At 67.2% G+C, this 7,690-nt stretch carries 9 protein-coding genes and 1 tRNA gene; all 10 read left to right on the top strand.

Features of this window, described 5'->3' with window-relative positions:
* Positions 1-22 precede the first annotated feature (22 nt).
* The 10 genes from AC07NC_RS15580 to AC07NC_RS15625 all read left to right on the top strand — a co-directional run bounded on the left by AC07NC_RS15580 (position 23) and on the right by AC07NC_RS15625 (position 7,314).
* Complete coding sequence (locus AC07NC_RS15580; protein ID WP_494570065.1) at positions 23-2,308, top strand: chemotaxis protein CheA; 2,286 nt, start codon at positions 23-25, stop codon at positions 2,306-2,308.
* A gap of 3 nt (positions 2,309-2,311) precedes the next feature.
* Complete coding sequence (locus tag AC07NC_RS15585) at positions 2,312-2,767, top strand: chemotaxis protein CheW (RefSeq protein ID WP_494570066.1); 456 nt, start codon at positions 2,312-2,314, stop codon at positions 2,765-2,767.
* Complete coding sequence (locus tag AC07NC_RS15590; protein ID WP_008261553.1) at positions 2,764-3,624, top strand: CheR family methyltransferase; 861 nt, start codon at positions 2,764-2,766, stop codon at positions 3,622-3,624. The genes AC07NC_RS15585 and AC07NC_RS15590 overlap by 4 nt, the downstream gene beginning before the upstream one ends.
* Positions 3,624-4,664, top strand: a complete 1,041-nt coding sequence (locus AC07NC_RS15595) for a protein-glutamate methylesterase/protein-glutamine glutaminase (RefSeq protein ID WP_035310620.1) — start codon at positions 3,624-3,626, stop codon at positions 4,662-4,664. The genes AC07NC_RS15590 and AC07NC_RS15595 overlap by 1 nt, the downstream gene beginning before the upstream one ends.
* 17 nt (positions 4,665-4,681) lie before the next feature.
* Positions 4,682-5,071: a response regulator gene (locus AC07NC_RS15600; RefSeq protein WP_008262387.1), complete on the top strand. Its 390-nt coding sequence runs from the start codon at positions 4,682-4,684 to the stop codon at positions 5,069-5,071.
* The gene (locus tag AC07NC_RS15605) at positions 5,068-5,613 is read left to right on the top strand and encodes a chemotaxis protein CheD (protein WP_008263088.1); all 546 of its coding nucleotides are present in this window, start codon (positions 5,068-5,070) and stop codon (positions 5,611-5,613) included. The genes AC07NC_RS15600 and AC07NC_RS15605 overlap by 4 nt, the downstream gene beginning before the upstream one ends.
* Positions 5,613-5,954: a DUF8776 family protein gene (locus tag AC07NC_RS15610; RefSeq protein WP_008258631.1), complete on the top strand. Its 342-nt coding sequence runs from the start codon at positions 5,613-5,615 to the stop codon at positions 5,952-5,954. The genes AC07NC_RS15605 and AC07NC_RS15610 overlap by 1 nt, the downstream gene beginning before the upstream one ends.
* A 4-nt stretch (positions 5,955-5,958) precedes the next feature.
* Positions 5,959-6,552, top strand: coding sequence for a response regulator (locus AC07NC_RS15615; RefSeq protein ID WP_292150761.1), 594 nt, complete (start codon positions 5,959-5,961; stop codon positions 6,550-6,552).
* Positions 6,549-7,019, top strand: a complete 471-nt coding sequence (locus AC07NC_RS15620; RefSeq protein ID WP_008262327.1) for a hypothetical protein — start codon at positions 6,549-6,551, stop codon at positions 7,017-7,019. The genes AC07NC_RS15615 and AC07NC_RS15620 overlap by 4 nt, the downstream gene beginning before the upstream one ends.
* Positions 7,020-7,237: 218 nt before the next feature.
* A tRNA-Arg gene (locus tag AC07NC_RS15625) sits at positions 7,238-7,314 on the top strand.
* The last annotated feature ends 376 nt before the right edge of the window (positions 7,315-7,690 follow it).

Genomic DNA, 7,690 nt, shown 5'->3' on the forward strand with positions numbered 1-7,690 from the left:
ACAGATCGATCGGCCGCAAGCCATGGACGCCTTCGAAGCCATCAAAGCCACCTTCTTCCAGGAATGCGACGAACTGCTCGCGGAACTGGAATCGAAGCTGATGCTGCTGGAACAGGGTCAGACCGACCTTGAAACCATCAACGCCGTCTTCCGCGCCGTTCACTCGGTGAAGGGTGGGGCGGGGGCGTTTGGTCTGGAGGCTCTGGTCCGTTTCGCCCACGTCTTCGAAACGCTGATGGACGAGCTGCGCGCCGGTCGCAAGCCGTGCGACACGGTGACGATCAAGACCCTGCTGCGCGCCTCCGACGTGCTGGCCGATCATATCCAGGCCGCGCAAGGCCTGGCCCCGCCGGTCGATGAAGAGCGTTCGGCCGGTCTGGTTCACGAACTGGAACTGCTGACCCACGGCGGCGAGGCGCCGCCGGTGGTCGAGGAGGACGAAGACGACTTCGGCTTCGTGCCGATGGCCTTCGACGTCCCGCTGGACGAACCCCTGCCGTCCCTCGGCGAGCCTGAAGCCGTCGCAGCCGAGGCCCAGACGGGCTGGCGCATCCTGTTCAAGCCCCATGGCCGCATGTACGGCAGCGCCAACGAAGCCGGCCTGTTGCTGCGCGAACTGGGCCGCCTGGGACCGATCACGGTGTCGGTGGACGACAGCGCGCTGCCGACGCTGGACGTGCTGGTCGCCGAGGACGGCTATCTGACCTGGACCATCGATCTGACCGCGGCGATCGAAGAGAAGGTCGTGCGCGAGGTGTTCGACTTCGTCGAGGCCGACTGCGACCTGACGATCTCGCCCCTGGGCGGCGGATCGGAACCGGTCCTCGTCTTCGAGGAAGAGCCGCCGGCGGTGCTGCCCGCCAGCGACGAACTGGATATCGCGGCCCTGCTGGCCAAGGCCGCAGGCGACGCGCCCGCCGCCGAACAACCGACCCCCGAGGCTGTCGCCCCCGCCCCAGCCCCCGAAGCGGTCGCCCCGGCCCCGGCTCCCGAAGCCGTCGCCCCGGCCCCGGTTCCCGCTCCGGCCGCTCCGGCTCCGGTCGCCGCCGCCCCGGCGCCGGCCGCGCCGATTCCGCCCGCCCAGGTCGCGGCGCCCGTCGCGCCGGCCCCTGTCACCATCCGCGTCGATCTGGACCGGGTCGATCGCCTGATCAATGTGGTCGGCGAACTGGTCATCCAGCAGGCCATGCTGTCGCAACGCGTGCTGGAAAGCGGCCTGGCCCGCTCGTCCGGCATCGCCCTGGGCCTGGAAGACCTCGAGCTTCTGACGCGCGAGATCCAGGACAGCGTCATGGCCATTCGCGCCCAGCCGGTGAAGTCGGTGTTCCAGCGCATGCCGCGCCTGGTCCGCGAAGTCGCCGACATGGTCTCCAAACAGGTTCGTCTGGTCACCGCCGGTGAGGACACCGAGGTCGACAAGACCGTGGTCGAACGCCTGGCCGAGCCCATCACCCACATGCTGCGCAACGCCATCGACCACGGCCTGGAGACGCCCGACGAGCGTATCGCCGCCGGCAAGACGGCCGAGGGCACGGTTCGCCTGGCCGCCCTGCACCGGTCCGGCCGCATCGTCATCGAAATCTCCGACGACGGACGCGGCATCAATCGCGAGCGGGTCAAGAAGATCGCCATCGACAAGGGGCTGGTCGCGCCTGACGCCGCCCTGACCGACGAGCAGATCGACAATCTGATCTTCCTGCCCGGTTTCTCGACCGCCGCCGTGGTGTCCGACATCTCGGGCCGCGGCGTGGGCATGGACGTGGTCAAGCGCTCGATCCAGGCCCTGGGCGGCCGCATCTCGATCAGTTCGGTTCCGGGCAAGGGGTCGACCTTCACCCTCAGCCTGCCGCTGACCCTGGCGGTGCTGGACGGCATGGTCGTGTCCGCCGCCGACCAGATTCTGATCGCCCCGCTGCCGGCCATCGTCGAAAGCCTGACGCCGCAAGAAGGCGACCTGCATTATGTCGGCGGGGTCGATCCGGTGATCCGCTTCCGCGACCGCTTCCTGCCCCTGATCGATGTGGCGATGACCATGGGCTTCCGCGACACCCCGGTGGTTCCGTCCGAAGGCGTCGCCGTGGTCGTCGAGACCGAGGGCGGCCAACAGGCGGCCCTGCTGTTCGACGCCATCCAGGGCCAGCGCCAGGTCGTGATCAAGAGCCTCGAGACCAACTACCAGCAGGTGGAGGGCATCGCCGCCGCCACCATCCTGGGCGACGGTCGCGTGGCCCTGATCCTCGACGTGGACGTCCTGGTCACAGACATGCGCCGCCGATCTTCCCGCCCCGATTTCAAGCTTGCGAGCTGAGCCATGACCGAAGCCAACGACTCCCAACGCGAACTCATCGCCTTCCGCATCGGCCGCCAGGAATTCTGCGTCGACATCATGTCGGTGCGTGAAATCCGCGGCTGGACCCCGGCGACGCCGCTGCCGCGCTCGCCCGGCTATATGAAGGGCGTCATCAACCTGCGCGGCACCGTCCTGCCGATCATCGACCTGGGCGCGCGCTTCGGTCTGGAGACGTCCGAGCCGACGGCCCGTCACGTCATCATGGTCGCCCATATCGGCGGCCGGATGGTGGGGCTTCTGGTGGACGCCGTGTCGGACATCCTGGAGATGAACGAGGCCTCGGTCCAGCCGGCGCCCGACGTCGCCAGCGACCAGGTCAAGACCTTCGTCAAGGGGATATTCTCGATCGACGGGCGCATGATCAGCCTGATCGAACTGGACCACATCCTGCCCCATATCGAGGCTGAAGCCGCATGAATCCCGCCCCAGGACGGGGATCCATCGTCGAGGGCGAATTCGTCTTCACCGCCGAGGATTTCCGTCAGATCGCCGAAATGCTTCATGCCCACGCGGGCATCGCCCTGAACGAGGGCAAGGCGGCTCTGGTCTATTCGCGCCTGGCCAAACGGCTGCGGACCCTGGGTTTGTCGAGTTTCCGCGACTACTGCGCCCTGGTCGAGGGCGTGGACGGGGTCGACGAGCGGCAGAAGATGACGGCCGCCCTGACGACCAATGTCACCCGCTTCTATCGCGAGCCCCACCATTTCGACGACCTGCGCGACCGGGTCCTGCCGAAACTGGTCGAGCGCGCCCGCGCCGGCGGCCGGGTGCGGCTGTGGTCGGCGGCCTGTTCGAACGGGCAGGAGCCCTATTCGATGGCCCTGACGGTGCTGTCGGTCCTGCCCGAGGCGGCGGACCTGGACGTGCGCATCCTGGCCACCGACATCGACCCCAACATGGTCGCTCAGGGCCACGACGGGACCTATTCCGAAGAGGCGCTGGAACCGGCGCCGGTCACCCTGTGGCGCAAGTATTTCAACCGCGCCGATCGTGGCGCCTGGACCGCCGGGCCGCAGCTGAAACGCCTGGTGTCCTTCAAGGAACTGAACCTGATCGGCGACTGGCCGATGAAGGGCAAGTTCGACGTCATCTTCTGTCGCAACGTGGTGATCTATTTCGACGATCCCACCCAGGAGCGGGTGTGGAGCCGCTTCGTCCCCCTGATGAACCCCGGCGCCACCCTCTATATCGGCCATTCCGAACGCGTGGCGGGGCCGGCCGCCAGCCTGCTGCAGACCGCGGGCCTGACCACCTACCGCCTGGGAGCCGCATGATGAGCGCCAAAATCAAAGTCCTCGTGGTGGACGACAGCCTGACGATGCGCGGCCTGATCTCGGCCGCCCTGAAGTCGGATCCCGAAATCGAGGTCGTCGGCACGGCCGCCGATCCGATCGAGGCCCGCGCCGCCATCAAGGAGCTCAATCCCGACGTCCTGACCCTGGATGTCGAGATGCCCAACATGAACGGGCTGGAGTTCCTCGAGAAGATCATGCGGCTGCGGCCCATGCCGGTGGTCATGGTCTCGACCCTGACCGCGGCGGGCACGGACGTGACCCTGGCGGCGCTGGAAATCGGCGCGGTGGACGCGGTGGCCAAACCGGCCGTGGCCAGCGTCGACGCCTTCCACGACCTGATCGAGAAGGTGAAGACGGCGGCGCGTTCGCGCGTCCGCGCCCGCGCCGACATGCCCGCCTCGGCGGCGGCGCCCAGCGCCTATCGCCCGGCCGCCAGCCATATCCTGGCCATCGGCTCGTCGACCGGCGGGGTCGAAGCCCTTCTGACCGTTCTGAGCGGCTTCCCGGCCAACTGCCCGGCGACCATCATCACCCAGCACATGCCGGCGACCTTCACCGCCAGCTTCGCCGCCCGTCTGGACCGCGTCTGCGCCCCGACCGTGACCGAAGCCTATGAAGGCGCGCAACTTAAGGCCGGCCACATCTATCTGGCGCCCGGCGGCGCGGCTCATCTGGAGCTGACGCCCGGCATGACCCCCCGCTGCCATCTGGTGCAGAGCGACCCGGTCAACGGCCACCGTCCGTCGGTCGACGTCATGTTCGAGTCCCTGGTCCGGCTGAAGCGGCCGATGACCGGCGTGATCCTGACCGGCATGGGCAAGGACGGCGCCAAGGGCCTGAAGGCCATTCGCGACGCCGGCGGCCGCACCCTGGGCCAGGACGAATCGACCTCGGTCGTCTACGGCATGCCGAAAGCCGCCTTCGAACTGGGCGCCGTGGAACGGCAGCTGCCGCTCCACCGCCTGTCCCCCGCTATTCTAGAACTGTGCGCCGACTCGGGCGCACGGTCGATCGCCTGACCCCCGGGAGCGCCATCATGCCCGCCGCCGCCTCTCTCCACTGCCTGGTCGTCGATGATCAGATGACGATGCGCTCGCTGGTTCGCACCAGCCTGCAACAACTGGGCGTGCGCGAGATCCGCGAAGCCGCCGACGGTGAAATCGCCCTGCGCGACATCATTTCCAAGCCCGCGCACCTGATCATCTCCGACTACAACATGCCGAACCTGGACGGACTGGGCCTGCTGCGCGCCGTGCGCGCCCACCCGCCGACGTCCAAGACCGCCTTCATCATGCTGACCGGCCGCGCCGACCGCGAACTGGTGCAGCGGGCGGTGCAGTTCGGCGTCAACAACTATCTGGTCAAACCCTTCACGGTGGCCCAACTGAAGGGCAAGCTGGAAGCCGTCTTCGGTCCGCTGACATGAGTTTCTCGGCCCTCAAGGACAACAAGGAAAAACGACTGCACGTCGGCCAGGGCGAGCATCATATCACGTCCGACCCGGACGTGGTCCTCAGCACCATTCTGGGCTCCTGCGTGGCCATGTGCCTGCGCGATCCGGTCGCCGGGATCGGCGGGATGAACCACTTCCTGCTGCCCGAGGGATCCGGCGCGGGAACCGACGCGGGGCGTCGCTACGGCGCCTATGCGATGGAGCTTCTGATCAACGACTTGCTGAAGGCCGGCGGACGCCGCGAGCGGCTGGAGGCCAAGCTGTTCGGCGGCGGCCGCATGTTCGACAGTCTGCGCGACGTCGGCCGCTCGAACGCCGATTTCGCCGAGAAATTCCTGCGTGACGAAGGCATTCCCGTGGTGGGCGGCAGCCTGCGCGGGGACGGCGGACGCCGCCTGCACTACTGGCCGGTGACCGGCAAGGCCATGCAGCGCGCCGTGACCGACACCGTCGCGCCCAAGCCCGTCCCCGTCGTTCGGCCCCCCGTCGATACGGGCGCCCTGGAGCTCTTCTGATGCACGCCCCTCCCGAACACGCCCACCTCCTGGTCGCCGTCGCCGACGAGCTGATGCGTGTGCGCGAGGGGATCGATCACGTCGAGGCCCTGGTCAGCCGTCTGGTGCGGCGCGCGCCGGCGGAGGATCGGGCGGAGGCCCTGACCGAGGCCCAGGCCCTGGACGCCCTGACCCAGAGGCTGGAAGCCCTGTCCGGCGTGCTGAGAATGCTGGGCGACGGCGCGACACCGGCGGAATCCGTGAGCCGGATCTCCCTGGCCGACATGGCGGTGCGCCTGCGCCCCGCCGCCGGCGTCAAGACGACCGAGGCTGCCGATTCGGGCGACCTCATGCTGTTCTGACGCCGTGCCCAAGACGCCGGACAAGATCAATCTGGCGCATTCGACGGTTCTGCTCGTCGATGATCAGCCGACCTCGCTCGATCTTCTGAGTTCGATCGTTCAGGGGTTCGGAGTTCGCGAACAGCTGAAGTGTCCCTCGGCCAAGGATGCGGTCGAGTTGGTCCAGCGCCGGTCCGTCGACCTGATCCTGATCGACTGCGCCATGCCCGAGATGGACGGCTATGATTTCGTCCGCTGGCTCAGGCGAGAGGCGTCCGAGCCGATCCGTTTCACGCCCGTCATCATGATCCTGGGCCACGCCGCCCGCGCCCTGGTCGCCAAGGGGCGCGACTGCGGCGCCAGCTTCATCGTCGCCAAACCCCTGACTCCGGCGGTCCTGCTGAAGCGGATCATCTGGCTGGGCGGCGAAACGCGCCAGTTCGTCGAAGTCGAAAACTACGTTGGACCCGATCGCCGCGTGCGCAACTATGGCCCCCCGCCCGGAGAGGAAGGCCGCCGCCAGACCGACCTGTCGGGTGAACTGGGCGAGGCCGTCGAGGCCAATATGGATCAGGACGATATCGACATGCTGTTGAAGCCGATGAAGGTGGCCCTGTGACCGCAGATGCGACCCCGCCCCGTCTCCGAAACGTCCAGACGTCGCTTCAGCGCCAGATGGCGCGCCCAGGCGGCGTGCCCATTGCGGACGCCGTCGCGCGCGCCGAAGAGGGGCTGGGGGAACAGCGCGGCCGGACCTTGCTTGTGCTTCAGGACAAGGTCGACGCCCTGAACCGCCTGTGCGCCGACCGCCCGGCCGGCGCCGACGGCGAGGTCTACGCCCTGGCGTCAGCCCTGGTCGACATGTCCGGCTTTATGGAGATCCCGCCCTTCTATGCGGCGGCCTACAGCCTGTGCGACGCCGCCCACCGGATGGCCGCCGCCGACGCCTGGTCCTGGCCCGAGGTTCAGGTCCACGCCCGCGCCCTGAGCCTGATCCTGGCGAACGACTGCCAGGGCGGCGAGGCCGTCGATCAGATGCTGGCGGGTCTGCGCGCCGTGGCCGAACAGGCCGTGCACCCCGGTTAACGCCGCCCTTCCCGAATCCGGAACAGGGGCGAAACGAATCAGGACCGAATCGGACACAGGCCTCGATTCGCGATTTGTTCACCGCAAGATATTGTATCTTAAGATCTATTAACCACAACCAGATCGTTGCGGCAAGGTCCCGGTCCAGGACCGAAATCGCACATCGACCCCCGCCCCATCTTTCCCCCCGCCCGACGAACCGCTAGGTCATCCCGCGTGGCCCCGTAGCTCAGCCGCATAGAGCAAGGCTTTCCTAAAGCCGAGGTCGGAGGTTGGAGTCCTCCCGGGGTCGCCATGTTGTCGAGACCACCTAACGCTGGCTCAGAACCAGCTTAAGTGGCGCAGAATTTGCGTCGTGGTGGTTGACAAGGGCATCCAGCCGCTCTTCGCGACCAAGCCGCCGTTTTTGACTCAAAGGGGCGGGTCGCGAAGTCTGCTCTGAGGCGAACTACCCATGCCATGAAGGCCACATGCAGCATGCAACCGCATCTATGGCCGGTGACCATAAATGCGGTTCCCCATCAGGTTTCAAAATGCTCGCGAACATAGGTCGCGATCTGGCTTAGCGGAATTTCGGGGGACGAAGCTCCCGCTCTGTCAATCGGCGTCTAAAAGGGACCCCCTATCGGCGTGCAATAGGGACCCCCTTTTGAGGTTCGGGATGGACGTCA

The sequence above is a fragment of the Brevundimonas sp. GW821-FHT10A07 genome (assembly GCF_059415785.1).